This window comes from Serratia sp. TSA_130.1 (assembly GCF_052691795.1).
Genome location: NZ_JBQZFS010000011.1, coordinates 25,879 through 49,855 on the forward strand (window position 1 = coordinate 25,879; position 23,977 = coordinate 49,855).

The 23,977-nt window shown below is 56.1% G+C and carries 33 protein-coding genes; 30 read left to right on the top strand and 3 right to left on the bottom strand.

The window, feature by feature from the left end:
- Positions 1–11 precede the first annotated feature (11 nt).
- The 5 genes from psiB to ACUTQY_RS24020 all read left to right on the top strand — a co-directional run bounded on the left by psiB (position 12) and on the right by ACUTQY_RS24020 (position 3,423).
- Positions 12–452, top strand: coding sequence for a conjugation system SOS inhibitor PsiB (psiB, locus tag ACUTQY_RS24000; protein ID WP_260048799.1), 441 nt, complete (start codon positions 12–14; stop codon positions 450–452).
- Between the two features lie 20 nt (positions 453–472).
- Complete coding sequence (locus ACUTQY_RS24005) at positions 473–1,174, top strand: plasmid SOS inhibition protein A (RefSeq protein ID WP_445653002.1); 702 nt, start codon at positions 473–475, stop codon at positions 1,172–1,174.
- Positions 1,175–1,767: 593 nt separating this feature from the next.
- Positions 1,768–2,139, top strand: a complete 372-nt coding sequence (locus tag ACUTQY_RS24010; protein ID WP_164120353.1) for a dehydrogenase — start codon at positions 1,768–1,770, stop codon at positions 2,137–2,139.
- A gap of 58 nt (positions 2,140–2,197) precedes the next feature.
- Positions 2,198–3,025 carry a DUF932 domain-containing protein gene (locus ACUTQY_RS24015; RefSeq protein WP_260048797.1) on the top strand — a complete coding sequence of 276 codons (828 nt, stop codon included), beginning with the start codon at positions 2,198–2,200 and terminating at the stop codon, positions 3,023–3,025.
- 101 nt (positions 3,026–3,126) lie between these two features.
- Positions 3,127–3,423: a DUF5983 family protein gene (locus ACUTQY_RS24020; RefSeq protein WP_260048795.1), complete on the top strand. Its 297-nt coding sequence runs from the start codon at positions 3,127–3,129 to the stop codon at positions 3,421–3,423.
- A gap of 292 nt (positions 3,424–3,715) precedes the next feature.
- Here ACUTQY_RS24020 and ACUTQY_RS24025 read toward each other — a convergent pair whose 3' ends face one another.
- On the bottom strand, positions 3,716–4,297 hold the full coding sequence (locus tag ACUTQY_RS24025; RefSeq protein ID WP_170853461.1) for a lytic transglycosylase domain-containing protein: 582 nt from the start codon (positions 4,295–4,297) through the stop codon (positions 3,716–3,718).
- 345 nt (positions 4,298–4,642) lie between these two features.
- On the opposite strand from ACUTQY_RS24025, the gene ACUTQY_RS24030 reads away from it, so the two are divergent.
- Positions 4,643–5,041, top strand: a complete 399-nt coding sequence (locus ACUTQY_RS24030; protein WP_170853460.1) for a relaxosome protein TraM — start codon at positions 4,643–4,645, stop codon at positions 5,039–5,041.
- Between the two features lie 68 nt (positions 5,042–5,109).
- On the opposite strand, the gene ACUTQY_RS24035 is transcribed toward ACUTQY_RS24030, so the two are convergent.
- Together ACUTQY_RS24035 and ACUTQY_RS24040 are read right to left on the bottom strand one after the other, a co-directional pair.
- Positions 5,110–5,937 (bottom strand): queuosine precursor transporter, encoded by an 828-nt coding sequence (locus ACUTQY_RS24035; protein WP_260048793.1) that lies wholly within the window; start codon positions 5,935–5,937, stop codon positions 5,110–5,112.
- Positions 5,928–6,515, bottom strand: a complete 588-nt coding sequence (locus tag ACUTQY_RS24040) for a helix-turn-helix domain-containing protein (protein WP_260048792.1) — start codon at positions 6,513–6,515, stop codon at positions 5,928–5,930. The genes ACUTQY_RS24035 and ACUTQY_RS24040 overlap by 10 nt, the downstream gene beginning before the upstream one ends.
- Before the next feature lie 149 nt (positions 6,516–6,664).
- Here ACUTQY_RS24040 and ACUTQY_RS24045 point away from each other — a divergent pair, with 149 nt between their 5' ends.
- From ACUTQY_RS24045 to ACUTQY_RS24160, 24 genes are all read left to right on the top strand, one after another.
- Positions 6,665–6,859 (top strand): TraY domain-containing protein, encoded by a 195-nt coding sequence (locus ACUTQY_RS24045; protein WP_260048791.1) that lies wholly within the window; start codon positions 6,665–6,667, stop codon positions 6,857–6,859.
- A 98-nt stretch (positions 6,860–6,957) separates the two neighbouring features.
- The gene (locus tag ACUTQY_RS24050) at positions 6,958–7,260 is read left to right on the top strand and encodes a hypothetical protein (RefSeq protein WP_149543229.1); all 303 of its coding nucleotides are present in this window, start codon (positions 6,958–6,960) and stop codon (positions 7,258–7,260) included.
- A 10-nt stretch (positions 7,261–7,270) separates the two neighbouring features.
- Positions 7,271–7,567: a type IV conjugative transfer system protein TraL gene (gene traL, locus ACUTQY_RS24055; protein ID WP_164120214.1), complete on the top strand. Its 297-nt coding sequence runs from the start codon at positions 7,271–7,273 to the stop codon at positions 7,565–7,567.
- A gap of 9 nt (positions 7,568–7,576) precedes the next feature.
- The gene (locus tag ACUTQY_RS24060; protein WP_170853457.1) at positions 7,577–8,152 is read left to right on the top strand and encodes a TraE/TraK family type IV conjugative transfer system protein; all 576 of its coding nucleotides are present in this window, start codon (positions 7,577–7,579) and stop codon (positions 8,150–8,152) included.
- A complete protein-coding gene (locus ACUTQY_RS24065) occupies positions 8,142–8,861 on the top strand; it encodes a TraK domain-containing protein (RefSeq protein WP_260048790.1) in 720 nt (239 codons plus the stop codon). Before ACUTQY_RS24060 ends, ACUTQY_RS24065 begins: the two co-directional genes overlap by 11 nt.
- Entirely contained in the window at positions 8,851–10,194 is a 1,344-nt protein-coding gene (locus tag ACUTQY_RS24070; RefSeq protein WP_260048789.1) for a TrbI/VirB10 family protein, read from the top strand. Before ACUTQY_RS24065 ends, ACUTQY_RS24070 begins: the two co-directional genes overlap by 11 nt.
- Positions 10,194–10,376: a hypothetical protein gene (locus tag ACUTQY_RS24075; protein WP_260048788.1), complete on the top strand. Its 183-nt coding sequence runs from the start codon at positions 10,194–10,196 to the stop codon at positions 10,374–10,376. The genes ACUTQY_RS24070 and ACUTQY_RS24075 overlap by 1 nt, the downstream gene beginning before the upstream one ends.
- Before the next feature lie 165 nt (positions 10,377–10,541).
- Positions 10,542–10,757, top strand: a complete 216-nt coding sequence (locus ACUTQY_RS24080; protein WP_260048787.1) for a hypothetical protein — start codon at positions 10,542–10,544, stop codon at positions 10,755–10,757.
- Positions 10,758–10,827: 70 nt separating this feature from the next.
- Entirely contained in the window at positions 10,828–11,262 is a 435-nt protein-coding gene (locus tag ACUTQY_RS24085; protein ID WP_260048785.1) for a hypothetical protein, read from the top strand.
- Positions 11,255–11,761: a type IV conjugative transfer system lipoprotein TraV gene (gene traV, locus ACUTQY_RS24090; protein ID WP_260048784.1), complete on the top strand. Its 507-nt coding sequence runs from the start codon at positions 11,255–11,257 to the stop codon at positions 11,759–11,761. Before ACUTQY_RS24085 ends, traV begins: the two co-directional genes overlap by 8 nt.
- A gap of 10 nt (positions 11,762–11,771) precedes the next feature.
- Positions 11,772–14,381, top strand: a complete 2,610-nt coding sequence (gene traC, locus ACUTQY_RS24095) for a type IV secretion system protein TraC (protein WP_260048783.1) — start codon at positions 11,772–11,774, stop codon at positions 14,379–14,381.
- A gap of 64 nt (positions 14,382–14,445) precedes the next feature.
- A complete protein-coding gene (locus tag ACUTQY_RS24100; RefSeq protein ID WP_445583335.1) occupies positions 14,446–14,799 on the top strand; it encodes a TrbI F-type domain-containing protein in 354 nt (117 codons plus the stop codon).
- Complete coding sequence (gene traW, locus ACUTQY_RS24105) at positions 14,799–15,458, top strand: type-F conjugative transfer system protein TraW (protein WP_260048781.1); 660 nt, start codon at positions 14,799–14,801, stop codon at positions 15,456–15,458. Before ACUTQY_RS24100 ends, traW begins: the two co-directional genes overlap by 1 nt.
- Positions 15,455–16,288, top strand: coding sequence for a DsbA family protein (locus ACUTQY_RS24110; RefSeq protein WP_260048780.1), 834 nt, complete (start codon positions 15,455–15,457; stop codon positions 16,286–16,288). The genes traW and ACUTQY_RS24110 overlap by 4 nt, the downstream gene beginning before the upstream one ends.
- On the top strand, positions 16,285–17,286 hold the full coding sequence (traU, locus tag ACUTQY_RS24115) for a conjugal transfer pilus assembly protein TraU (RefSeq protein WP_260048779.1): 1,002 nt from the start codon (positions 16,285–16,287) through the stop codon (positions 17,284–17,286). Before ACUTQY_RS24110 ends, traU begins: the two co-directional genes overlap by 4 nt.
- Positions 17,256–17,711 carry a type-F conjugative transfer system pilin assembly protein TrbC gene (gene trbC, locus ACUTQY_RS24120; RefSeq protein ID WP_260048778.1) on the top strand — a complete coding sequence of 152 codons (456 nt, stop codon included), beginning with the start codon at positions 17,256–17,258 and terminating at the stop codon, positions 17,709–17,711. Before traU ends, trbC begins: the two co-directional genes overlap by 31 nt.
- An 80-nt stretch (positions 17,712–17,791) precedes the next feature.
- Positions 17,792–19,633, top strand: coding sequence for a conjugal transfer protein TraN (locus ACUTQY_RS24125; RefSeq protein ID WP_260048777.1), 1,842 nt, complete (start codon positions 17,792–17,794; stop codon positions 19,631–19,633).
- The gene (gene traF, locus ACUTQY_RS24130; protein WP_260048776.1) at positions 19,633–20,415 is read left to right on the top strand and encodes a type-F conjugative transfer system pilin assembly protein TraF; all 783 of its coding nucleotides are present in this window, start codon (positions 19,633–19,635) and stop codon (positions 20,413–20,415) included. Before ACUTQY_RS24125 ends, traF begins: the two co-directional genes overlap by 1 nt.
- A gap of 20 nt (positions 20,416–20,435) precedes the next feature.
- Positions 20,436–20,786, top strand: a complete 351-nt coding sequence (locus tag ACUTQY_RS24135) for a hypothetical protein (protein ID WP_260048775.1) — start codon at positions 20,436–20,438, stop codon at positions 20,784–20,786.
- A gap of 21 nt (positions 20,787–20,807) precedes the next feature.
- Positions 20,808–21,152, top strand: coding sequence for a hypothetical protein (locus ACUTQY_RS24140; RefSeq protein ID WP_164120197.1), 345 nt, complete (start codon positions 20,808–20,810; stop codon positions 21,150–21,152).
- Positions 21,149–21,718 carry a DUF2726 domain-containing protein gene (locus tag ACUTQY_RS24145; protein WP_260048772.1) on the top strand — a complete coding sequence of 190 codons (570 nt, stop codon included), beginning with the start codon at positions 21,149–21,151 and terminating at the stop codon, positions 21,716–21,718. The genes ACUTQY_RS24140 and ACUTQY_RS24145 overlap by 4 nt, the downstream gene beginning before the upstream one ends.
- Positions 21,715–22,296 (top strand): type-F conjugative transfer system pilin assembly thiol-disulfide isomerase TrbB, encoded by a 582-nt coding sequence (trbB, locus tag ACUTQY_RS24150; protein ID WP_260048771.1) that lies wholly within the window; start codon positions 21,715–21,717, stop codon positions 22,294–22,296. The genes ACUTQY_RS24145 and trbB overlap by 4 nt, the downstream gene beginning before the upstream one ends.
- Positions 22,293–22,616: a hypothetical protein gene (locus tag ACUTQY_RS24155; protein WP_260048769.1), complete on the top strand. Its 324-nt coding sequence runs from the start codon at positions 22,293–22,295 to the stop codon at positions 22,614–22,616. Before trbB ends, ACUTQY_RS24155 begins: the two co-directional genes overlap by 4 nt.
- Positions 22,603–23,976 (top strand): conjugal transfer protein TraH, encoded by a 1,374-nt coding sequence (locus ACUTQY_RS24160; protein ID WP_260048768.1) that lies wholly within the window; start codon positions 22,603–22,605, stop codon positions 23,974–23,976. Before ACUTQY_RS24155 ends, ACUTQY_RS24160 begins: the two co-directional genes overlap by 14 nt.
- Position 23,977: the final 1 nt, after the last annotated feature.

Below are 23,977 nucleotides of genomic sequence, written 5' to 3' on the forward strand. Positions count from 1 at the left end.
AGAAAACAGCGATGAAAAATGCATTCAATCTGGAAACACTGACGGCGATGAGCGCCGATGAACTGGAGCAGTACCGCGACCGGGGCAGGGAGTACCGGGTGATGCTCAACTGCGCGGTGCTGGGTCAACTGGCGCTGCCGGAAGGCTGGCGCGTGGTTGCGGAAGAGGGCTGCGAGTTCTGCGGGCGCGTGCCGGTGGTATGCCGGATAAGCCCGGCAGGGGATGAGGCGACGGCGCTCTACTTGTGCAGTGCGGGCGCGGAGGTGCCGAACTGGTCAATGACGCTGCCGTTTGACGGCGGTCAGTCGCTGGCGTGGCTGTACCTGGATGAGCATTATACCCCGGCCACGGTCAACCGGGTGCTGCATACCGTGGCGGGCTATTACCGGCTGGGGTTCTGGCGGCCGGAAAAGCTGGCGGTCGCGCTGCGGATGGGAGGGCATTGCCTGTGATCCCTAACCATCTCGCTCTGGTGCCGTGGCACCCTTATCGGCAGGCCGTCTGGCAAGCCATCGCACAGGTCGAAGCCCGGCGTGAGGCAGGCAGACGGTTGTCAGCCTACCCGTATGCCACGGCGTTTTTCCACCAGTTAACCGGGCGGCTCACAATTTCAGCCAGGGACATCCGCATGATAGACGTGACCTACCGGCCCGGCGATCGTCGCCGCGCCACGCGCAAGGAAGACTATATCGACGCGCTTGACACACTGATTGCCAGCCGGGGGGAGCACTGTTATTCCCCGTTGCCGGGCGACACCCGTGACACGCTGTTCCCGGAAGTGAACCGCCGCCGCCGTCAGCGCTTCGAACACCGGCTGACGATGAAACACACCCGTCAGGCGCGCATCGATGCCACACTCCGGCGGCACAAGCGGCGGCGTTACCAGGTGCGGCTGGCGCAGGCGGAAATCGAGCTGGCGTTCATCACGCCGGGCGAGCTTGACCGCTGGGTGCGGCGTGCGCAGCAGCAGGGACTGGCCGAGGATGACCTGAGCGGGCTGGTGATGGCGTGGACGGCGCGGTTTCCCTGTCTGGCCGAACTGGATAGTTACCTCTGGTCGGCCATGCCATTCTGGGAGGCGCGTCTTCAGGTCAGTCTGATCAGTGCTGAATTATCCGCTGAAGCGCATAGCGATAACGCGGCGCGGCTGCCGAATCGCCTGGTACGCCGCTAACCCCGGACAACAGGCTGCAGTGGCTTCGCCACTGCGGCTTGTTGCTCTCTGATTCCTGTGCCAGGCCTGTCTCTTCTTTCAGCAGGGGAGACAGTTTCTGTTGATAGAGCCGTGGTGACGGTCGGGCAGGGATGTGCTGCTTCTGAACGACTGGCCTGGCGAAACGATGCGGCGCCGGGCGTCCGGGCGCGCTGTCGTGCTGCGCATGGCGCCGGCAAGCCGTCGCCCCCCTGCGGGCGTCCATCGCTGACGCGAAAGGCACGCTTGCAGCCGGCGGGGCCGGCGCCGCTTCTCACTGTTCCTCGCCCTGGCGAGGAACGCTAAGGTCGCCCCGGCTTGTCGCCGTGTCGGCCGTGTTCCTCCTCGCTGCGTTTCCGGTGCGCCATCGGACGGCCGTTCCCCGGCGGAGGGCTGTTCGTAGCACCGTCGCGTCGCCCCGCAAGGGGGGAAGTGCACTTCACCGAAAACTTTTTCCAGGTAAAAACTTTTCGTCTCGCCCCTTGCGTGTCTCCTTACGCCGTTGCTCCGTCGCCCTTTGCCGCCAGGGAACTCACCGAACGATGGAATAACCACCAGAGAGGAGCAAGAGCAGGATGAACACGCAAAACGTCAACACCGCCACCAAAGAATCTTCCAAACGATGGGCGGGAAAATACCCCGACGCAGAAAACATCATGATCCGTCAACTGGAATTGATGGAGGAATTACACGGCGTGTATTTGTCCCCTGACGAACTGGCGCAATCGCTGTATGAAATTTTTAACACGATGACGGATCGGGTGGTGTTTAACGGCGTCGATAACTCGCCGTACGATAAACCGAAAATTGCGTATGCCGTCGCGCAACATTGGATTAAGGCGCAGCGTTTGGCCGGTGCATATTTTGGCAAGACCGGCGTCACTGCCTGGGAACATGCGCGTTATCGGCTGCACCTTCAGCTGGCTATCAATCACTCATACCGTTAATTCATCGCCGGTCTAAAAACCATTTGCCCGGCATTACTCAAAGAGAAAGGAGAATATCATGCGTCTGACTTCCCGTTTTGGCCATTATAACGCCATTCGTAAAGATCGCCCGTTAACCAACGACGAATTAATGAACGTGGTGCCGAGCGTGTTTTCAGAAGATAAACACGATTCGCGCAGTGACCGCTATACCTACATTCCCACCATTACGCTGCTCGATAAATTACGCGAGGAAGGTTTTCAGCCGTTTTATGCCTGCCAGACCCGCGTTCGTGATGAAAGCAAACGCGGGCATACCAAACACATGCTGCGGCTGCGTCGGGAAAATATGATTGTCTCCGGCAATAAGGAAGTGCCCGAAATCGTATTATTGAACAGCCACGACGGGAGCAGCAGTTACCAAATGATCCCCGGCATGTTCCGCTATGTCTGTGCCAATGGAATGGTCTTTGGCCAATCGTTCGGTGATGTTCGTGTTCCGCATAAAGGGGATGTGGTCGGGCAGGTGATTGAGGGCGCGTATGAAGTGCTCGGCATATTTGACCGCGTCGATAATGACCTCGACACCATGAAATGCATTTCACTGACCGAGCGCGACCAGGAATTATTTGCGCGGGCGGCGTTAAGTTATCGCTACGAGTATGAAGATAAATCCCCGATCACGCCGTCGCAAGTTTTGCGTCCGCGTCGGCGTGAAGATTACGGCAATGATTTGTGGACGACATTCCAGCGCGTTCAGGAAAACATGATTAAGGGCGGATTACCCGGTAAAAGCGCGACCGGGAAAAATACCCGGACTCGGGCGGTCAACGGTATCGACGGCGATATAAAACTGAACCGTGCGTTATGGCTGATTGCGGATGAATTCAAGAACCGAATGAAGTAACAGGGTGCCCCGGTAATGACGCCCATCAATACCGGGGCCGAACATTGCTACAGAACGTACAGTTAATACAGCGCGGACAGTATGAAATAACGAGGTGAAAGATGCAAACGGAAAATTTACGGGTATGCAGTACGGCACATTTTACATCGGAAGATAACGAGCTGTTAGCGACAATGGCAGGGCAGGCGGCTTTTAGTTCCTGGGTCGTTAACATCCAGTACGGTTATATTCTGGTGCTGACGGATTATCGCTGGCGGCTGCGGGTATTAAAGTCGCAAGGGGCATCAAAGGCGCTGAGGCGGTTTTTAATTCACCAGATAAAATATCACCGCACAGGCTACATCCATTTTGATTGTGATGCGCCCATTCTTCCCGGCCATGAAGTTTTTGCATGGTAGCGCGCTGATAAGAGCCGTCCCCATCGAGGGGGCAGCTCTTATTCTCCCCGCCCGCCCAGCGGGAAACACATTTCCCGCTCCCGCTGCCCCAAAGGGGCGCCCATACCACACACCTGACGAGAAACACGTCAGGTGTGTGGTATGGTAATATGCGGCAGCCCTTATACACATCCCCACAGGCAAAGTTATTTCACCTTGCCCCGGTGAAATAACCGCTCCCGTTCATAACCGGTCAGGGTAGGCCGGTTACTCACTGGCTTAATTGCGTGTGGATATGTGCATAAGGGCGGAGTCAGTTGATAGCTGGCGGTATTAGTTTTCCGCTTTTTATATCTTTATAAATTCGGTCAATCTTCATTGCGTAGTTATACCTGTTAGAGATGGTTTCCTGCCGATTTTTTACGCCGGCATTATACATGCCTACTGCTAACCAACTCAGTCCGTATTGATTAAAGTTACGTCTTAATACCAGGGCGCCAACATGTATGCAAAGACAGGGGTTATCTTTGAGTTGTTTTATCGATAGCCAGGGGTACTCTCGTTTGAAGCGATTGACAGTGTTGGTGTTGATTTGCATGACGCAATAATCTGAACTGATGATTTTTCCCGTCTTGTCTCTGTTGTGATTGACCGCCGAGTTATTGAAGCCTGATTCTCTAAATGCGATGGCACGGAGATAATCCGGATCTATACGATAGTAAGCACCCGCCCGATTGAAACAATCAGCGCGAACGTTACCACTAAAGAAAACCATAATTGCCAGCAATGCTGCCGCTATTCTACACATCATCGCAAGAGGCCCGTAAGGTATTAACTCAACGTTGGTTAATATTAACACAGGCGTATATGTAAAACTAGATTTTTCACACCACATGCAAAATGATTATTTTTGATTTTATGTATATAAAACAGTGTGTTTTGTTTTGGTGGTGATGGTCTATGGCATATTAGTGCGTAACGTAACTGTAACCAAGCGGGCACTAATTAGGTACTTTAAAGGAACCATGCAGTAATTAGTTTTGAATCAGTTGTATAGTTAAATTATGTACCGCCAAGTTACTACTAAGTTACTTCAAAATGCTAATCGATCGATTGTAAAATTACTTGACTGACTCGACTGGGTAACTTGCCAGTTACTTTATGGTTTGTTATAAGTTACTTCTACCCGACTAACAAGCGCGGGAAACGCGCTCTAAGATATCATGAAGAGAAACCAACTATGGAACAAATATCTAGAAGACCTAACCGTGTCAATCTTACTATCCCTTATTCGTTTCTTGATGTTATCGACCGCCATGTCCAGGTTAGACTTGATGATGGCGAAACACGAGAGACAGCAAATAGGTCAGCTTTTGTAATGGAAATGTTTAAACTTGGATTAAGAGTTTATGAAAACAAAAAGGCTAAGGATGAAGGTCAACTTTCACTTGATGACAAATTGAAAATGATAGCTCGTAACGTTTTGATATCATCATATTTGAGTGAGGCTATTTATCATGTAAATAAAGAAACTGCAGATTTGAGTAAAGTTAATAAGTCTGAACATTACTTAGATCCAGAGTTTTTGAGTATGGTAACAGAACGAATCAATGGAAAGTTAGCTGAATTCTTTAAATAAATTCAACTTTTGAATTTATGTGTTTAACGGTAAGCCATGACTCCAATACTGAGTCATGGCAGAAAACGTTATAATTTAGCGGGTTTTGAATAGATGAACTTCTTAGCTACCCATACGAGGAAAACAGTCATTGGGGTGCATACAATGAAGGAATATATAACTTTGAACTCATAGTTCGATATTATGAAATGTAGTTGTTCTTCAAAACTAGTCTTACCGTAAAAGAAAATTGAAATCCATATTGCGGAATAAATCAACTGCCCCACCACTGTGGTTATTGCACATCTAAGCCACAGAAATCCTCCTCTAAAATACCCTTTTAAAAAATTATATATGCTGTTGTTTGCACTATCCGCAATTAATACGCAAATTGCGTTTGTCATAAGTAGATACGGTAGGTTTTGATAAACCCCTATGAATTTATCATGTGATGATTTTTCCATCCCTGGAAGTAAAAGACTGAAGCTCACAAATAAAGCTGAAGTCATTAGGCATAGTGCGGCGGTTACCACAGAAATTCTGCCTTTTCTTCTTCCGAATATTTCATTTATAGTATCTAGGAAAATAAACGTTAGTGGAAATATGAGGATGCCACCAGGCTGGATGTAGCTTCCTATCAATACCTTGGTTTGAGATAATGGAATAGCAATTAACAAACATGTTATAAACAAACCAAATATTATTGTTTGCGCTGTATCTCCGCGAGAGAGGAAGGGGGATTCATTATCTATCCCATAAGCAGCCAAGATCTTACCCTTATCCTTCTCGTTGAAGAAGTCTACAAGGTTCTTATGTAGAACAGCATGGGTATCGTCGGAAAAAATAGCGCCATCTTCTCTTATCCGATAAGAAACTCGATTATTGCTGATGTCAACCAAAATAAATCTCACGGCCATAGATCATCCTCTTTCATTTCAAGTAACTGAACTATTTTCCCTAATACCTTAAATTTTCCATCTGGGATGTCTTTTCCGGTGTTGTGAATCCATAAAATATTAACAAGATTATCTATTCTTGTGGATATAAAAAGCTCGCTTTCAAACTCTATAAGAAATAAACCGGAGCCTTTTCTACTTTTATCAATAATAACAGCTACTTCACTATCAAAGTTAGCTGATGGGCTTACTATGTAAGCTGCCAGCTTTTCAGTCTCATTACTATATAAGCATGTTATATAGTTGTCTTTGGTATCTTCATCTTCCCTGTTCTCAAACTTTAGCTGGATGCAATTGCGCTCTTCCAGGGTTTGATCCGGTTCTAGTTCAGCATGACCCTTTCCCGTAATCAGCCAAGTTTCTGTAATTCGTAAGGCTTGGCAAATGGCTGAAAGATTCTTTTTGGGTTGCGATATGTATCCAGCCAAAAGTTTTGAAACATACCCATTTCCAACACCTATGGCGCGTGCTAATTCTGCAGGAGTCATCCCCCTTGCTAAAAGTGCCTCATTTAATCGATCTTGTATGGTGTTAGGCATCTTCTGCTTCCAGTGTATATATAAAAAGAAATCATACACTTAACATAAGAACTAAAAATAACTTTACAGGGAAATTTCACGCTGCTAGATTCACTTAAGGTAACTATAAATCACCAATAGATTCATAAAGATTCTTTTGGCGGGTCTCGATGAAAATTGAAGAAGATCAAGAATTTAATGCTGTAACTCTAACACTCAACCTCGGCGCCAAGACTAATGAGCTTCTTTCTCGCACTGCGGCTAGATCAGGGCGCACCAAGCGTCAGGAAGCCTTGTTGAGACTTGAAGACCACCTCAATGAGTTTGTTGATATTGCTGCCACCGGGAAAATATTTAGCAGGTGACTATTTTAGTTGTAAATAAAAGGAGGTCCATTACCCAGAGTCTTTAATCAGTTATACGCATATTCATTTTTTATTTCTTTAACCTTGAGGATTTTGCCATGCAAGGAAAAGTGGCTTTGTACCTGAAGAACCCGCTCTTTTTGGGTGCGGTAGCTATGACTGTACTCATGCTGGCGCTGATGTTAATGCCGGCAACTGAAGCTTATGCCAAGGATTATTTTGCCAAGGCTAAAGGAGATGTGAAAGCGACATTCGGCGCCGGGAGTGCGGTTGTTTACGTTATTTATTTCGTCGAAATGCTGGCGGCGTTGTGGATGTTTATTAAATCGAAAAGCCCGGCGGTATTCATCGGTATCGTTGCCGTGCTGCTGTTCGTTAACGTCGTAACTGGCTTGTTTTAACGGGTGAACTATGGAACAGCGTAACCGGTATGTCTTTCCGGCTACGCTTTCCGAAGCAAAGCGTTGGTTTGGATTGCCCCGCGACGAATTTGTTCTCTATATACCGCTGTGCGCGCTGACCATCTTCGTCAATATGTGGATTTTCGGTCCAACGGTTTTTGCGGCTTTTTTCGGAATGCGTGCCTTAAAGAGAGGGAAGGGTTCCAGCTATATGCTTAGCCTTGCCTATTGGTTCCTGCCTACCAGCTGGCTTCGACTTTTTGTTGATGTATTGCCAGAAAGCTACAAACGTCACTGGATACCCTGAGGTCACCCCATGGAATATAACCTGAAGTCCCGCCGTGACCGCAATCTGGCACTGGCGTTGGTGATTATGCTTATTATCGCCGCTATCAGCGGACTGCTGGCGCATCGGCTTTATTCCGATAACCGTGCGCTCACCAACGCGCTGCTCAACAACCGACAACTGATTATTTTACCGATGAGCGCCAACAGCGAATTCGGGTTTGTGGGTGAGCGCGGTGATGCGCGCTATCTGCGGTTGATGGCGCTCAGCCTGGTCAATTTACGCCTCAACATCTCCAGCGAGACGGCCGATGCCGCACACAAGCTGCTAATAGCTTACGCCTGCGAAGGGCAAAAGAAAGTGCTCGAACCGGCCCTCAGTGCGGAGAGAAAGAGTATTGCCATGAATGAAGGCAGCTCGGTCTTCTATCCCAACAAAATTCAGGTCAATGCAGACAAGGGCATCGTTGATGTCGCCGGCAATCTGCAGTTCACCTACGGCATGAACGATGTCCGGCCCGTTGAGAAAAAATATCGCATTCGCCTGGACACACGCAATGACGGCATGTGCTTCAACGCCTTTGTGGAGGTGCCCGTTGAACAGTAAATCCCTGGTGATTTCCGCTGCGCTGTTTGCCTTTGCCGCGCATGCTCAGGAAGTGGATATCAACCCCAATGCACGCGTTGCGGTCACCGTCAGCACCACCGACCCCAACTACATCACCGTGAACGATGACCGGGTAAAAGGCATTCTGGCCACCCGCGGTGTCATCACGCAGCAGGCCGTCAACGATGCCGGCGGACTGGTGTTCGCGACGGTTCACGACAAGCCCTTCACGCTTTATGTCACGACCGAAAGCGGCTTCACTTTTTCGCTTTACGTCACGCCACGCCGGCAGGCCGGGTTGTCGCTTATCGTCAACAACAAGGCCATTCGCGGCACGGCGCAGGCCAGTGCGTGGGAAGCCGATAAGCCCGGATACAGTGAGCTGATTTCTCAGCTTGTCTCGCGTTTTGTCAATAACGACATGCCGACAGGGTTTGTCTACACCAAGAACCGTGAGGTGCCTTTGTCCGCATCGGTTCTGCAGGCATTCGGGGTGCGCCCTGTATCAGCCTGGCAGGGAGACCGGCTACGTATCGTCCGGCTGGATATCACCAATCGCAGCGCAGGGCGCATCGAACTCAACGAACGGTATCTTTGGAGCAAGGGGGTCATGGCCGTTTCTTTCTGGCCGCAGCTTGATGTCATTTCACCCAGCGTGACCGTCTCGGCCATTGTGGTGTTGAAGGAGGGCGGCGTAGATGAACATTAACCGTTGGGTCAAGGGAAAGCAGCAGAAACTGTTTACCCTCATCATCGCCGGCGTCGTCGTTTTCGTTGCGCTGCTCTGGTATCTCAACAAATCAACCGGGGGCGGCGCAGCTGGCGCCGATGATGTTACCGATGGTGAAGCGCCCGCCGAACCCGACCTGACCGGTCAGGTGGTGAACACGTTTGAAGGCGCACAGGGTGGCGTGCTTTTGGACTCGCAGCAGCGAGAAAGGGAAGCCAACAAGGCCGTCGCCGACCTCAAAGACATGGTGGCTGACTTCAACAAAAAACTCAGTGACGTCAACAGCGAGAATGCCGAGCTGAAAGGCCGTATCGACGACATGCTTACGCAGATGCAGGCGCTCAAGTCGAAAGAACAAACCACCGCGCCGGCGGCAGCGGCCGGGCAGGGCCAGCCTGCTGCCCAGTACCGTCTTCAGCCCCCGCCCGTTGCGCGCGGACAGCTCGATAACTTCACTTTTGATTACAGCAAGGTCGACGCGGCAAAAAAGCCCAGGCCCGATAGTTTCTATGTGCCGTCAGGCACCTTCTCCAACGCCATCATTCTCGAAGGCGCCGACGTCAACGCGTCCGTTTCCGGGGAAGATCACCTTAAGCCGATGCAGTTCAAGCTGACCGGCATGGCGCACCTGCCCAACAACAAGCGCCTGGGCAAGCTCGACAACTGCTTTGTGACCGCCGGCGCTTTCGGTGACGTCTCCAGTGAACGTGCAGAGGTGCGTGTCAAATCGCTCTCCTGCGTGGTCGGTGACAAGCATATCGATATGGAGGTGAAGGGGCACGCAGTGTTCTACGGCAAGGCTGGCATCAAGGGAGTGCCCGTGATGCGCAACGGCAAAATCCTCGGCTTGGCCTTTGGGGCCGGCGCATTGTCAGGCATTGGCCAGAGCGTTCAGCAGGTGGGGCAAACCGTTGCCGGCGTGGGGGCAACCTCAACCATATCCGGCGGCGACGTGGCTCGCGCCGGTCTGGGGGGCGGCGCCAGTACGGCGGCCACCAAGCTGGCCGACTACTACATCCAGCGTGCCGAGCAGTACCACCCGATTATCCCGATTGGCGCCGCCAACCGCGTGGAAATCGTGTTTACCGAAGGTTTCAGGGCGTCGTTTATCGAAGACCTGGAAGCGAGCGAACAGGCGGCGCAAAAAGGCGCGGCAACCCACACTGCAGATACGACCACCGCTGCGCAGGGGAACAGCGACTTGCCGCCGGAGCTTATCGGCAAACTCGGTGACGCCGAGTCTCTGCAAATCAATGATTTTATCACACCGACGGGGCCGCAAGGCACCAAGCCGTCATCAGGAGGGAGTTGATGCGTTCACCGATGAATATTGCAACCGGTATCTTCACGGCCGTCATTGTTGCGGTCTGTCTGGTCTGGGTTGGCTATACCGCTGGCGTAAGCAAAGCAGCAAATGACGCTGCCAAGGCTACGCAACAAACGGAAACCCTACTGAATGAGCGCCGTGCCGGCGTCCAGCGAAATAGTGCGTAAGGTGCAGACCGTTTCCAACTCAGAAACACAGTCAATTTTGCAGGAGCAACTGGACGTCATGCGTGAGCAGCTGGGCAGAGACCAAGGTCATGCTGAGCCGGCTGCAGGTGATGTCCGCAACCTGTGAAACAGCGGCATCAGTTAAGCCCGCAGGAGGCGAGAAACATGAGTAAGTCAGATACCCCAAGCCGCGATGGCCATTTCCTGCTTCCTGATTCGGATGGCGGTCGCAATACGGCAATCTTTAGCGAATGCGGAGACGGTCAGACCACTCTGACGGGTGCATTGAACGTCGATTGTGATATGCAGCGCCGATGGGTGATCCAGCCTGGCCAATCGCTGCGTGTCGCTGACGCTGCTGCTGAAAATTCCGCGCTGTAGGTTGGCGCAGACTCAATATTCTCTATTTATCGGGCCTCTAGGCCCGGACGCCATCAACGGGAGTTACACCATGAATATTCTCGGTATTACAACCAGTCCCAAATCTCGCCTGCTGTTTGCGAGCGACTGGACGCATCATCGTGGCGCTCTGGCGCTGCGCATTATTGAGCAGGTATCGCTGGCGATATTGATCACTTTTCTAATCGTCATGGCGCTGATGGGCGTGTTAATGGTCGCTCAACCGGTTCTCCATGGTGCCGATACGCTCTTTGCTGACCACTTGCCTCCTGAAGCGCTGGCGTCAGGGTTTCGAACCTTCACCCTGGCGGCGTTGTGCTTTGGCATTTACTGCCTGATGGTGAAGTTCTCCCACGACTATTACTTCGCCGCCGAACTTGGCTACGACAGCGTGTTCGACTACGACCTTAGCCGCAAACCCACTGCGCGTCTTCGCGTATTGCGCGCACGTCAGCAGGCGGCGCAGGAGGGCCGGAACGATGCGTAAGTCTCTGGTGTTTCTTCCCTTGCTCCTGACCGGCTGCGCCGGCATGAATTCCGAGTTCGAGTTCGACAAGCCGGCGCGGGATACCGGCGTCTGGATGTCTCAGGCTGACGAAATGACCTCTGCATCCGCTGGCAAGCCCGGTAACGTCGGTGGCAAGGGCCTCAACCTCGGCGGCTATCGGCTGATAGATACCGGGCATGTGCGGCTGGATGTTCAGCCGGCACTGGCAGGGGGCGTTGCCGCGCCTGCGCGCGCAGGCGCGGGTTCATCGGTGTTTACGTCAACGTCGCAGGCCCGTTCCGGTGTGGCTGTTCCCGCCGCCACCGGCGTCTCATGCAACAGCCCGCGCTGCTATCCCGAACCCGTGTCGGCGTTTCGCCGGCCCGATGGCGTGGCCCGCATCTGGATAGCCCCCTACGTTTCCCCCGATGACAACGTCCATATGGGCGAGGTCGTTTATACCGTCGCCAAGCCTGCCAACTGGCACGGCGTGTTGTGAGGTCTGAGGCATGAAGTTCGACCTTTCCGGATTGAAGTTCAACCCGCTTAATATTATCGACGATGTCGCCAGCATTCTCGGCGACAAGGAGACCGTGCGGCAGACCCAAAGGATGCTGGACGATATGGATTATCCCCATATTCGTGACCTGCTGCCGTTCGCCGACTACATGAGCGAAGAAAAGCTTTTTATCAACAAAGATTCCGTCGGGTTCGTTCTGGAGTCGCAACCCCTTATCGGTGGCAACGAACAGGTGGTCAACAGCCTGGAAGCCCTGCTGCAGGAGTCCGTACCGCGCGGCACGCCCCTGCAGGTGCTGATGGTCAGCAGTGGGGCGCTGCAGGAGCAGATTGACTATGGCCTCAAGGACTTTGGCTGGACGGGCTACCGCGCGGACGAGTGCAACGACATCAACCGGCGTTTCGCGCTGCATGGCGCCCGCCACGGTTTCCCCAATGGGCTCGGACATCCGCTGACGCTGCGCGACTATCGGTTGTTTTTCACCTGGGCGCACAAAACACGCCGCGTGACAGAAACCGATCTCATTCATGTGCGCGACGTCCGGCGGGCCATCAGCAATGCGCTTACCGCCGCGGATATTTTTACCCGCCACGCCAGTGCGGATGACATCATCGGCGTCATACGCGAACTCTGTAACCATGACGTGTCGCGCCTGGCGAGCTATGAAAAGCTCTACGACCCACAGTCTGACCTGACGGCGCAGATGGTCGATAACAGCACCTCGTGGCTGGTGAAGCCCGGCTATATCCGGATATCGGGCAGTGATGCAAAGGCACGGGACTTCTCCAGCCGCATGGTCAGCATGAACCTCGACCGCAATCCGCATGAGCACTACCTGTGGCAGAACGGCAACATCATCGCCGACCTGGCATCACCGACCAGCAGCATCGCGTGTCCGTTCCTGTTCAGCATGGTGCTGGTCACCGACGAGCAAATGAAAAGCCAGGGGGAAGCCAAGAACCGTTTCCTTGGGCTGGATTCGCGCGTCAACACGCCCTACGCCAAGTTTATCCCCGGCACGGTGCGCCAGCATGCTGAATGGAAGGGGCTGGTGACCGAGCTGGACGCGGGGCGCACGGCGCTGACGCGATACTTTTACGGGCTGACCTTCTTTTGTGAAGATGATGACGAGGCCATGTCCCGCTATGTGGAAAACACAAAGAAAGCCTTTGCCCGCCAGGCGATCAAGATGGTGCGCGCCGATTACATGCAGGTGCGCAACCTGCTGGCGATGTTGCCGTTCACCATGGCCGACCCGAAATTGTGGCGCGATCTCAACCGTACCGGTGCCACCCAGCGCGCGGAGAGCTTCCATGCGGCCAACCTGATGCCGGTTATCGGCGACAACAAGCTGTCCAGCGCCGGCATTTTACTGCCGAGCTACCGCAACCAGGTCGCCTTCCTTGACGTGTTTGATGAAGACCTGCCGAACACCAACTTCAACTGGTTTCTCTCCGGCACCTCCGGAGCCGGTAAATCAGTATTCGCCCAGGCGCTGGCGCGTCAGGTTATTGACCGCGAGGGCTATGTCTCCATTACCGATATCGGCGACTCGTACAAGGCGTTCTGCAGCAGTATCGGCGGCGCCTATATCAACGGTGAAAACCTGCGGTTCAATCCGTTCGCCAACGTGACCGATATCAAACTGGCGGCGGAACGCATACGCGACCAGCTGTGTATTCTGGCCAGCCCGCGCGGCTTGCTTGATGAGGTACACGAATCCCTGATGATGGAAGCCATCACCGAACAGTGGCCGACCTATGAGCAGGGCATGCGCATCGACCATGTAGTGGACTACCTCAAAAAGCGCCAGGGGGACGTGGCACTGAAAAGTGGTGCGCAGATCGCCGGGCGTATCGATGAGATGGTGACGCTGCTCAACAAATACACCACCAAAGGCATTTACGGCAAATTCTTCAACAGCGACGAACCCACGCTGAAGATGGACATGCGCTTTGTGGTCACCGAACTTGGCGATCTGCGCAACCGCGGCGATCTGCTGTCGGCGGTGTTGTTCACGCTGATGATCTGGTCAGAGAACCTGATGTACAGCACGCCGCGCGACCTGCGCAAGATGAACATCATTGATGAGGGCTGGAAGCTGCTGGGCGGCTCCAGCGACAAAATCCGTCAGTTCATCGAGGAAGGGTATCGCACCGCACGCCGTCATGGCGGCTCCTGCGGTACGGTGACGCAGTCCATTCGCGATAAAAACCTCAGCACCGCCTCGCTGGCAGCCTACGAAAACAGCTCGTTCAAATTCACCGCCATGCAGGAGTTCCAGTCGTTCAGCATGTTCGAGAAAGAAGAACCGAACGCCTTCTCTGAACAAGAATGGGAGCTGGTGAAGAAGTTCCCGGCGGCCAAGCTGGCCAAATACAGCGCGCTGCTGGTCAAAATAGGTGGCTCCAGCAGCTTCCATCGCCTGCTGCTCGATCCGCTGAGCGACAAGCTGTTCTCGTCCAAGGGGCAGGATTTCACCTACCGCGAAAAGCGGCTGGCAGAGGGCGCGGATATCAAGGACATCCTGTTCGAGATGGTCGAGCGGGATACGGAAAAGCGGCGTGAGCTGGAGGCGCTGCTGGCGATGCCGTTATGACAGCGACACTGCGTTTGCGCTGGGCGCTCAGCCCTCACCACTGTAATTGTTTAGGAGGTCCGCGATGAACGTCGCCCCCCGCGAATTCTGGCTGACCGGGTTTGTCTCGGTGGTGTGCGCCGTGCTGGTGACGGCAGCACTCTGGCTGCTGCTGTTGCAGCCGCCCAAACTGGTGACCTTCGACATGAAGGGCACAACCGATCGCTTCTTGCTGCAAAGCGCGCGTCTCAAACTCAGCGATGAAGAGCGCACCGCGCTGCTGCAGCGCTATAACCAGAAGCTCAATCAGGTGTTGACGGCGCGGGCCGCATCGCAGCATGAGGTGATTGTGGTCAGCGCCGCCGTGGTGGCCGGCCTGCCCGATGTGACGCCGCAGATACGCAAGGACCTCGCTGCCGCCATGCAAGGAGGACAGTGATGCGCCGCGTACTGGTTGCCCTTTGTTTGGCGCTGCCTTCGCTGACTCAGGCGGCCAACCTCGGCACGGTGGGCGATATCTGGCCCATCCGGGAGCATGACCTTTTGAGCATTATTCGTGAGCGGCTCGGTGAGCATTTCGCCGGGAAAACGCAGGAACGTATCCAGCAGGAACTGCGTGACCGCGTCACGGATAGCGTGTTGAACCCCGCCCCCATCGAGGGGGTGCGGCGTGCCGAGGTCAGGGTGGTGCGGACGTTCGATCCGGCGTTCGTCGTGCAAAAAGATATTGCCGACGACAAGGGGAACGTGTTTGCCCGCAAGGGGCAGCGGGTGTCGCCGTTCGACGTGCTGCCGACCTTCAACCAGACGCTGGTGTTTATCGACGGACGCGATGCTGCGCAGCTCTCTTGGTTCAGGCAGCGTCCGCGTCCGGGCGTCATGGACAAGCTCATCCTGGTTGGCGGGAACATCAAGGACAGCAGCGACGCGCTGGACGTGCGCGTCTATTTTGACCAGGGCGGCGTGCTGGTCAACAAGTTCGGCATTCGCCGTGTGCCGGCCATCGTTGACCAGATGCCGGGGAAAAAACTGCTGCGCATCACCGAAGTGGCCGTGGCCGATGACGGCCAGGAAATCCAAAAAGGACCCAAATCATGAAGATCAAGACGACTGCACAGGCTGTCGTGGTCAGCGTCGCTGCAGCGCTGTATTCGCAGTTGCCGGCATACGCTTCGCCAGGCGCGGTAACCTTTACCCCGGAGCAGCAAGCGGCGATTGGCCAGATTGCCGCGGACTACCTGCGTGACCATCCCGATCTGCTGGTCGAGATGAGCGAGAAGCTGCAGCAGCGCGAAAACGCCGCCGAACAGCACCAGGCGTTGGATGCGGTGCTGGCAAACAAACACATGCTGCTTAACGGCGATGCAGCGCCGACCGTGCGCCCTGACGGCGACGTCACCCTGATCCAGTTTTTCGACTATCAGTGCATCTGGTGTTCGCGCATGGCGCCGGTGGTGGAAGCGGTGATGGACAAGGACGCCGCGTTGCGTGTGGCCTTCCGGGAATATCCGATTTTTGGTGAACGCTGGCCGCTTTCGCGTGAGGCAGCGCAGCAGGGCCTCGCAATCTGGCGCGAGAAAGGGGCTGATGCCTACGGGCGCTACCACGCCGCCCTGTTCAAAACAGGCCATGCGGAAGGCCAGTTGACGCAAAAGGACATCAATCTGGCGCGTGAGGCTGCAGGTGGAGCAGCCATCGTTAGCGAGACGGCGTCAAAGCAGAAGAATGCGGCGACGGTCGATTTGGCCAGCAACATTGCACTGGCTTCGCAGTTGGGTATCAGCGGCACGCCGGCGTTTATCGTCATGCCAACGGAAAATGCCAACGCCGATAACACGTCGGTGATGTACGGCGCGGTGGACGCGCCCACGCTGCAGGCGGCCATTGCAAAAGCGCGCGGCAAGACCGCGGGCAAGGCGGACAAATGAAACGCGCGGGCGTTGCCAGTGTGGGACTGGCGCTTGCCCTGGCCCTGGGCAGCGGTGTTGCACAGGCGAAAGATCCGACCTGCGACGGCCGCTGGATGAACCCCATCACGGATATCTGCTGGAAGTGCCTGTTCCCGATGACCATCGGCAAGACCGAACTGTCCAAAGGTGACCTGCCGGATACCAGTAACCCCAGCTCGCCGATACAGCTTTGTCCGGCGCCGCCGCCGCTTTTTCAGCGACCCGGCATCGCCATCGGGTTCTGGGAGCCGTTCGCCATCAGTGACGTCACGCGCGCGCCCGGCTGCATGGTCAATATGGGCGGGTTTTCCATTCCCATCCCGAAAGTGGGTACCGGTACGGGAACCAAGTTGGGCGTGAATAATCCCGGCACCTTCTATCACGTTCACTGGTACAAGTACCCGCTCATCAGCTGGCTCAACATCATCACCTCCGTCGGCTGCATGCAAGGCGGTGAATACGACATCGCCTACATGTCGGAGCTTGATCCGATGTGGAAAGACGACTCGCTGGCGCTGTTTATCAGTCCGGAGGCGATCTTGTTCGCCAATCCGGTGGCGCAAATGGCCTGCGCAGCCGATGCTATCGCCGCCGAGGTGCGCAAGCCGCTGGATGCGCTGTTCTGGTGTGCCGGCGGCCACGGCTCGATGTATCCGTTTTCCGGCAACCTGGTCAACGAGAGCAGCGGCCTCAACAGCGGCATTTTGCTGACCGAGCGCATGAATTTCAAACTGCACCGGCAGGGGATGATCTGGGACACCATCGGCGCCAACCGGGCGGTCTGCCACGAGTATCCGACCGTCATTATGCCCAAAAGCCGCTACCGCTATCAGATGGTCAACACGGTGCCCGACGCCAATGCGTGCCATCCGCTGGGGCGCAGCGTGATGCGCTGGCAGCTGGGCAAAGAGAAGCCAACCACCAAAAAGAACTACGGGTACCTGATATGGAAAAAACGAAATTGCGTCGTGCTCTGATGCCGGTGGCGTTGATGCTTGCCCTGGGGGCGCAGGCGGAGGAACGCAGCCGTCCGCTTGACCAGACGCCGGACGAGGTCGCCTATTTCGTCTCATTCTCCATCCCTGAGAAAAGCCTGGTTGCGCTGCTGCGTGGCGCAAAGCGCGAGAAGGTGCCGGTTTACCTGCGCGGGCTGGTTAATGACGACATGAAAGCCACCGCGCAGGCGGTCTACCGGTTGGAGAACAAGTATGACGTGGGCAGCGTCAATATCGACCCGCTGCGGTTCGCTCACTACGGCATTGCGAGCGTGCCGGCATTGGTCAGGCGCTGCGGCGAGAAGTTTGACGTGGTGTACGGCAATCTGGCCGTGCGCGACGGGCTGGAGCTTATCAATGCGCGCGGCGAGTGCGCCAAAACGCGCAGCACCCAACAACCACAATAAAAAGAGCAGGACCAATACCGGGGTTTTCAACACCAGGGAAACCCCACGACAGAGAACCGGCAGGGCGGCACGGAGGTGATATGACAATACGAAACGCGTTATCTCGCACACTGCTCGGCAGTCTGCTGGCGGCCTGTGCGGCCACCCCGGCCATTGCCGGCGGCAACGACATGAGAGAGGGAGAAGCTGCAGCCTCGGCTGCGCTCAGCGGTGCACAGCAGGGGGCCGGACAGGTGAAGCCGGAGCAGTATTTTGACCGTTACACCGATAACCCGCCGGAAAGCGGCTATTACCAGGGCGGAACGCAGACGGATACCGATATCGGCGCCAAAGGTCAACAGGCGCTGGCACAGACCGAGCTCGGCAAGGAGATGCGCAAGTCCTTTATCAACAACCCCGCCGACAAGATTGATTACGGCTCCGACATGATTAAACGCAGTGACGACATCCGCAAAGACGCAGACGTCATCGCCGCCGGCGTCGGGCCCCAATGTGTCAAGCAGGTGATCAACAAGGTCAGCTATACCTCGCATGCGTGTGAGAAGGCGCAATCGGTGACCGCGCAATGCCACAACACGGCCAACATTGTCGGCAGCGTCACGGGCGGCAAGGAGACAAAATCATTTGAAGTCACCTTGTCGGATTTGCCTTACCAGATTTACGGGGACGCGGTGCACATCACCGTGACACCCCCCATGAGCGGGCGGATTGTGCATGCATCCTACCGATATCCCAGGGTGGCCGGCAATCAGCGCACGGATATCAGCCTGCTGGGAACGGCATTGTATTACCACGGATGGACCGAGCAGGCCGGCGCCGACTTTTGGCCGGCGCAAACGGAACTCGTTGCCGGCCAGGCTTTTGAAGCCACGCATGGCGACATGCAGTATGTTCACGGCTCTGGCGGTGCGCGTATTCGCCACCAGTCTCCTATCCCGGCCACCCTCCACTTTGATCTCGAGGTCGACACGCGCGTGTTTACGACACGCGTCGAATGGACGCCCAGCTGCGGCGTAGACAAGGAAAATGCCGTCATGCTTCGGGAATATTGTTCCCAGGGCGCGGAAACCCGCACGGTCTGGGATAACGGCGTGGCGTATCCGGTCTATCAGGACTGCTGGCAGACCACGCAAGACTGGCAGCTCTATGAGAGTGATGACAACAGCTGCGGGCGCTGGGAGAGCGACAGGAACTGCACGGTCGGCACCCGCCGCTGCCTGCAGAAAGTCGGCGACTTTTGCGTACGCGAATCGCTGAGCTACCAGTGCCAGCACACCGTCAGCGGCGAAGGCTGGCTGTGCGGCGACAAATTCTATTGCGATGACGGCAGCTGCGCGTCCATCAAGGACGAGAAGAACAACGACTTCAAGGCGGCCGTGTCTCAGCTGGCTGCGCTGGCGGCGGCCGGCAAGGATGTGGCCGGGCTTGATCCGGAACGTATTCGCTTCTTTACCGGCAAGCCCATGTCGTGCCGCAAAACCGCCATCGGGTTCAGCAACTGCTGCAAGGGCGGCGGTTGGGGGCACGATGTCGGGCTGGCGCACTGCAACGATGAGGAAAAGGCCATCGGCAAGGCCAAGGAACGCAAGCTGGTTATCGATGTCGGGGAGTATTGCTCGAAAAAGGTATTGGGCGCCTGCCTGCAGAAAAGACACAGCTATTGCGTCTACGACAGCCTGCTGGCGCGCATCGTGCAGGAGCAGGGCCGCCAGGGCCAGCTGGGTATCGGTTTTGGCAGCAGCAAAAACCCGGACTGCCGCGGCATGGTGATGGGTGAGTTCGAACGGCTCAAGTTTGACCGCATTGATTTCAGCGATTTTTACGACGAGCTGCAGGGCAAAGTGAAGCTGCCCGACCAGGATGCGCTCTCTGCGCGTATCCGTGAGCAAATCAGTCGCAACATCCAGAAGGGGAGCCCGTGATGAAGCTGATGGAACGCACGTTGTGTCTGGCGTTGATGCTGCCTGCGCTTATGGCGGCGGCAGCGCAGGACGACGAGCCGGCGGGGTATGTCGATAAGCCCGTCAAGGGCTGGTACTGGTACGACAAGAAGAACAAACCGCCGAAGAACGCGCCGCCGGCGCCTGCACCAGCACCGCCGCCCGCATCACCCACCGAACGGCTGGCGCGTATCGAGAAAATACGCAAGGAGCTGCTTATCACGGCAGTGCTCGATCCGCAGCCGGAAAACATACGGCGCTACAAGGTGGTGCAGGATTTTCTGGTCAACAAGGCCAGCGCATTCAGCGCCACCTGGCAGAAGGTGCTGCTGGATTACCCGGAGCTGGACTACAACCTCAAGCACCCCTTCTACAACGGGGCAGCGCCTATCGAATACGCCAAAGAGCGCCAGGCGCAGGCGCGCGCTATCGACCAGGTCAACCAGCGCTACGGGGTGTTTTTATTCTATCGCGGCCAGGAGCCGCTGGATAACAAGCTGGGCAGCGTGGTGAAGGAGTTTGCCGCGCAGTATGGGTTGCACCTGGTGCCGGTGAGTATCGATGGCCGCATCAGCGCGGATCTGCCGGACAGCCGAAGGGATACCGGTCAGGTCAAAAAAATGGGTATCAGGCATTTTCCGGCCATCTACCTGGTGGAGCCGGGGACGGGGACCTACAAGCCGCTGGCCTACGGTTTTATCACGCAGGATGACCTGGCACGGCGCGTGCTGAATATCGTCACCGATTTCAAACCCCGGGACTGAACGAAAAAAAGGAGCATGACATGACAAAACGACATATTACCGCCGCAGAGGTTGAGCGAGATGCGCAGGGGTGCTGGACGCACCCGGCGATGCGCGCGGTTGATCTGGAAACCGCCGCTGACTTCTCGGGCTGGTTGCGCGAGCAGGATCTGGAAGCGTGGGTCATGCTGATGCGCGATGAAGACCCCGTGCTGTTCCTGGCTGGCTTTGATGACGAGGATTGGGATGCATGCGGCTGGATGCCGCGACCGCCGGCCGGTGATGGCTGGTTCCTGGGCTCGCTGCACGATCAAGACGATGGCCCCGTGTGTATCTGGCTGCGTCCGACGGCGTCCCGATGGCGTGATGGGATTGAGCGGGTTGATCTGTAATCCATAAATAGAGGAATACCAATGAGAAAACTCACATTTGTATTGATAACGCTGCTGTCAGTCATGGTGTACGCAGAAAAATACGGCGTGGCCGCCATCAAAGCAGTCTCGTCCGAGTCTACGTTGTTCGCGTATGGCATGGCGTCACAGGCTGTTTCCGCGGGGAGTCCGGCGTCTCAGCTTGTGCTGGTGCTGATTGCCGTCGCTTTGATTGCCGCGTTGCTGGTCGCGAGCCTGGTGACCGCTGCCGCCGTGTTTGCAGCCTATGACCTGATCGCCGCTCTGACGGCGGCGGCGATGGCAGGTGCACACGAGGTGTGGAAATTGGCCTTGCCGAAGCTGTCCGGGCGGGGAGGTGATAAGTGAACTGGACGACGTCCTTGTCTCCCTCTGGTGCCCTTATTGGTGCAGCTTTTTTTCTTTTCGTGCTTTTTATCTTTCTGTTGGCATTCATCAAGAAAGCAGACGGAAAAGGTGCCAAGACAGCGCCTGGCAAAGTGATATCTGCCCGGCTGCAGGCGCAGGGCGATGCCTGGCAGCGCAAGCCATTCATGACGGACAGTGAGCGACAGTTTCTCCGCGCGCTTGAGGTGCATGCTTTGCCGCCGGGTTTGCGGGTATGTCCGCAGGTTCGCCTCTGCGACATCGTCACCGTTTCGGCGCGGTACAAGCCCGGGAGCCGGGAGTATAACGCCCTGTTTCGTCAGATATCGCAGTGGCACTGTGACTTCGTGTTGGTGCGTCATGACGATTTTACCGTGCTGGCCGTTATCGAACTTGACGACCTTTCGCACCATCGTCCGGACCGGCGCCGGCGTGATGCCATCTTTGATGATGTTTTGAAGACGGCTGGCATTCCCTGTTGGCGCGTGTGTCGTCCGAACGAGTTTCTTGCCACTGCCCCAGCGTGGCTGCAGGAGCTGGGCGTATGACGACACGTAAACGCTGGAGCGTGCTGGCCGCAGTGCTGCTGGTCGTGGCGTCCGGCGCGCACGCCGGGCTGCGCGACGAACTGCAGGCGCTGGAGCAGGGAAAGCCGGATGCTTTGTCTCTCGGTGATGCCGGGCGCGTTTCGCCGGCAGCGGGCGTGCAGGGGAAAGATAAGACGGCTGCCGCGCCCAGGCGCGGACGGGTTGACTACCGGCTGCGCGACGGTCGCAGCATCAATATCGCGCAGTGGCAGGTGGTGCATTTCATTCGCTCGGACTGCCCGTACTGCCACCAGTTCAATCCGGTGCTCCGGGCGGTAAGCGCGCAGCTGAACCTGCCGGTGTTTGTCTACAGCTTCGACGGCAAGGGCGATGCCACTTTCCCCGACGTGTTGCCGGCCAATGACACCGTGATTAACGACTTCTTTGCCGAACTGCCAAAGACCACGCCCACCGACTTTCTGGTCAACCGCGAAACGCTGGTTGCCATTCCGCTGTCGCAGGGCGCCATCAGCGACGAGGTGCTGAAGCAGCGTATTGACGAGAGCTTTGCCATGGCGCTGCGTATGGGGGTGCTGTGAGGGCATTTATCGCGCAGCCGTATCGCCAGATAGGCTATGCGGCCTTGCTGGTACTGGCGGCAATGGGGCTTCGGGGATGGTGTGCCGACATGGTGCGGCTGTCGCTGTACCTGCCGGGGCTGGAATGGCTGGCCGCCACAGCGCTGCCGGTGCTCCGCTGGGACGGGGTGATAAAGGTGCTTATCTGGGCGGCCATGGGGCTGGCGCTGTTGGCAACGGTGGTGTTTTACGTGCAGCTGTTGCTTGCAATTTTCCGCAGCGCGCGGCGGCTGCTTAACAAATTCGGGGCGAGTGGGAGACGCAGAAATGAGAAAAAATAACCTCTACGGCCTGCTGGCTGCAGGTGTCTTGCTTGCCTGCAGCGCGCAGCCGTCGCACGCCGGCATTCAGGGTGACCTCAACAAATTCTTTGACCAGATGGGCGACGGCGGCGCCAACGTGACGCAGGCGGCGGCCTGGCAGGGGCAGTCGGCGGGTTACCTGACCGGGGGCAACCTATTCATGCGCATGCCGGTGCGTAACATCCAGCTGATTTCCGTGACGCTGCCCGACATCAAATCCGGCTGCGGCGGCATTGATGCCTATCTGGGGTCATTCTCTTTCATCAATACCGACCAGCTCAAGATGATGGGCAAGCAAATCCTCAGCAACGCCGTGGGGTACGCGTTCGACCTGGGGCTGGAAACCGTGTGCCCGCAGTGCAAGGCCATCAAGGACAATCTGCAGAACATGCTCACCTCCATCAACAACATGAACATCTCGACCTGCCAGGCCGCACAGTCGATTGTCGGCGGCCTGTGGCCGAAAACCCAGGAAGCCTCGAAGAAAATCTGCCAGGACATCGGCGGCCAGCACGACATGTTCTCGGACTGGGCGGCCTCGCGGCAGGGGTGCGGCGTGGGTGACGAGACCGACAAGGTGTTCAGCAAGGCGACGCCGGAAGAGAAAAAACGCATTCCCCGCAGTCGCAACCTGACCTGGTCCACCTTCGAGAAAATCAATCAGTTCATCAGCGACGACAGGGAACTGAAGGAACTCGTCATGTCGATGGTGGGCACGGTGATATACGACGAAAAGGGTAACCCCACGTTCCTGGCACCCAGGGGCGGCAGCGAGGCGCTGTTCAATACCCTGCTGAACGGCGGCACCGCCAAAATCTATCGCTGCAACGACAACAGCGAGTGCCTCAAACCCTCGGCCAGCGAGTTTACGCTCGCAACTGACAAAGGCATGACGTCACGCGTGCGCAACATCATTCAGGAGGTGTTTCGTAAAAGCCGCAGTGACGCCAGCCTGACCAATGAAGAAAAGGCTCTGGTGGCCAGTACGCGCGTCAAGGTGCTGCGTTACACCATTGACTCGGCATCGCTGGGGCTGGATGCGACGGTGGTGACCTCGCTCTCGGAATATATCGCCGCCGATATGGTGATGACCTACATCAACGGCCTGCTGGATGTGGCCGAGACGGCGGCGTCGGGCACCCTCAATACCGAAGACGAAAACGCGCGGTTCCGCGAGAACCTGCTGTCGGTACGCAATCAGCTGGGCCAGCGCGTGCAGCGCATCCAGGTGCAGCAAAACGGCGTGATGGAGCTCGAGCAGAATCTCGCGTACATGCGCCAGCAGCTCTCCAGCAGCCTGACCGACAAGACCCTGAGCAACTACGAGTTTGGAGGCTGAC

What these genes read in the sequence shown, in the direction of transcription:
- psiB (WP_260048799.1), top strand. Translation starts at nt 12, where the DNA reads ATGAAAAATGCATTCAATCTGGAAACACTGACGGCGATGAGCGCCGAT.
- ACUTQY_RS24010 (WP_164120353.1), top strand. Translation starts at nt 1,768, where the DNA reads ATGAACACGCAAAACGTCAACACCGCCACCAAAGAATCTTCCAAACGA.
- ACUTQY_RS24015 (WP_260048797.1), top strand. Translation starts at nt 2,198, where the DNA reads ATGCGTCTGACTTCCCGTTTTGGCCATTATAACGCCATTCGTAAAGAT.
- ACUTQY_RS24020 (WP_260048795.1), top strand. Translation starts at nt 3,127, where the DNA reads ATGCAAACGGAAAATTTACGGGTATGCAGTACGGCACATTTTACATCG.
- ACUTQY_RS24025 (WP_170853461.1), bottom strand. Translation starts at nt 4,297, where the DNA reads ATGTGGTGTGAAAAATCTAGTTTTACATATACGCCTGTGTTAATATTA.
- ACUTQY_RS24030 (WP_170853460.1), top strand. Translation starts at nt 4,643, where the DNA reads ATGGAACAAATATCTAGAAGACCTAACCGTGTCAATCTTACTATCCCT.
- ACUTQY_RS24035 (WP_260048793.1), bottom strand. Translation starts at nt 5,937, where the DNA reads ATGGCCGTGAGATTTATTTTGGTTGACATCAGCAATAATCGAGTTTCT.
- ACUTQY_RS24040 (WP_260048792.1), bottom strand. Translation starts at nt 6,515, where the DNA reads ATGCCTAACACCATACAAGATCGATTAAATGAGGCACTTTTAGCAAGG.
- ACUTQY_RS24045 (WP_260048791.1), top strand. Translation starts at nt 6,665, where the DNA reads ATGAAAATTGAAGAAGATCAAGAATTTAATGCTGTAACTCTAACACTC.
- ACUTQY_RS24050 (WP_149543229.1), top strand. Translation starts at nt 6,958, where the DNA reads ATGCAAGGAAAAGTGGCTTTGTACCTGAAGAACCCGCTCTTTTTGGGT.
- traL (WP_164120214.1), top strand. Translation starts at nt 7,271, where the DNA reads ATGGAACAGCGTAACCGGTATGTCTTTCCGGCTACGCTTTCCGAAGCA.
- ACUTQY_RS24060 (WP_170853457.1), top strand. Translation starts at nt 7,577, where the DNA reads ATGGAATATAACCTGAAGTCCCGCCGTGACCGCAATCTGGCACTGGCG.
- ACUTQY_RS24070 (WP_260048789.1), top strand. Translation starts at nt 8,851, where the DNA reads ATGAACATTAACCGTTGGGTCAAGGGAAAGCAGCAGAAACTGTTTACC.
- ACUTQY_RS24075 (WP_260048788.1), top strand. Translation starts at nt 10,194, where the DNA reads ATGCGTTCACCGATGAATATTGCAACCGGTATCTTCACGGCCGTCATT.
- ACUTQY_RS24080 (WP_260048787.1), top strand. Translation starts at nt 10,542, where the DNA reads ATGAGTAAGTCAGATACCCCAAGCCGCGATGGCCATTTCCTGCTTCCT.
- ACUTQY_RS24085 (WP_260048785.1), top strand. Translation starts at nt 10,828, where the DNA reads ATGAATATTCTCGGTATTACAACCAGTCCCAAATCTCGCCTGCTGTTT.
- traV (WP_260048784.1), top strand. Translation starts at nt 11,255, where the DNA reads ATGCGTAAGTCTCTGGTGTTTCTTCCCTTGCTCCTGACCGGCTGCGCC.
- traC (WP_260048783.1), top strand. Translation starts at nt 11,772, where the DNA reads ATGAAGTTCGACCTTTCCGGATTGAAGTTCAACCCGCTTAATATTATC.
- ACUTQY_RS24100 (WP_445583335.1), top strand. Translation starts at nt 14,446, where the DNA reads ATGAACGTCGCCCCCCGCGAATTCTGGCTGACCGGGTTTGTCTCGGTG.
- traW (WP_260048781.1), top strand. Translation starts at nt 14,799, where the DNA reads ATGCGCCGCGTACTGGTTGCCCTTTGTTTGGCGCTGCCTTCGCTGACT.
- ACUTQY_RS24110 (WP_260048780.1), top strand. Translation starts at nt 15,455, where the DNA reads ATGAAGATCAAGACGACTGCACAGGCTGTCGTGGTCAGCGTCGCTGCA.
- traU (WP_260048779.1), top strand. Translation starts at nt 16,285, where the DNA reads ATGAAACGCGCGGGCGTTGCCAGTGTGGGACTGGCGCTTGCCCTGGCC.
- trbC (WP_260048778.1), top strand. Translation starts at nt 17,256, where the DNA reads ATGGAAAAAACGAAATTGCGTCGTGCTCTGATGCCGGTGGCGTTGATG.
- ACUTQY_RS24125 (WP_260048777.1), top strand. Translation starts at nt 17,792, where the DNA reads ATGACAATACGAAACGCGTTATCTCGCACACTGCTCGGCAGTCTGCTG.
- traF (WP_260048776.1), top strand. Translation starts at nt 19,633, where the DNA reads ATGAAGCTGATGGAACGCACGTTGTGTCTGGCGTTGATGCTGCCTGCG.
- ACUTQY_RS24135 (WP_260048775.1), top strand. Translation starts at nt 20,436, where the DNA reads ATGACAAAACGACATATTACCGCCGCAGAGGTTGAGCGAGATGCGCAG.
- ACUTQY_RS24140 (WP_164120197.1), top strand. Translation starts at nt 20,808, where the DNA reads ATGAGAAAACTCACATTTGTATTGATAACGCTGCTGTCAGTCATGGTG.
- trbB (WP_260048771.1), top strand. Translation starts at nt 21,715, where the DNA reads ATGACGACACGTAAACGCTGGAGCGTGCTGGCCGCAGTGCTGCTGGTC.
- ACUTQY_RS24160 (WP_260048768.1), top strand. Translation starts at nt 22,603, where the DNA reads ATGAGAAAAAATAACCTCTACGGCCTGCTGGCTGCAGGTGTCTTGCTT.